The sequence below is a fragment of the Cupriavidus sp. SIMBA_020 genome (genome assembly GCF_046535395.1).
GTDB lineage: Bacteria > Pseudomonadota > Gammaproteobacteria > Burkholderiales > Burkholderiaceae > Cupriavidus > Cupriavidus campinensis.
The window spans coordinates 1-235 of record NZ_JAWRWU010001686.1; the positions used below are offsets into that span (position 1 = coordinate 1).

Sequence of the window (235 nt, forward strand, 5' to 3'; positions counted from 1 at the left end):
GTGGAGTCGTCAGCCTGGATATGCTTGCCCAGCCAGAGGGACTGGCCGATGACGAAGACGATCATCAGGCCCATCAGGCCGAAGGCCTTGAAGCTGACCCACTGGGATTCGGTGAAATGCCCCGAAAACGCCACGTAGAGATTGATGGCGCCGGCGAACAGGAAAAAACCAGCCCAGATCAGATTGAGCTTGTCCCAGGCAGCGTCTGGAAGCTGGATCTGTTTTTCCATGAGGC

The 235-nt window shown here is 57.0% G+C and carries 1 protein-coding gene; it reads right to left on the bottom strand.

Translation table 11 applies throughout. From position 1 onward, the window contains the following. Positions 1-235 (bottom strand): septation protein IspZ (locus SB751_RS35340; RefSeq protein WP_410749655.1); only part of this gene is annotated, 235 nt, incomplete at both ends.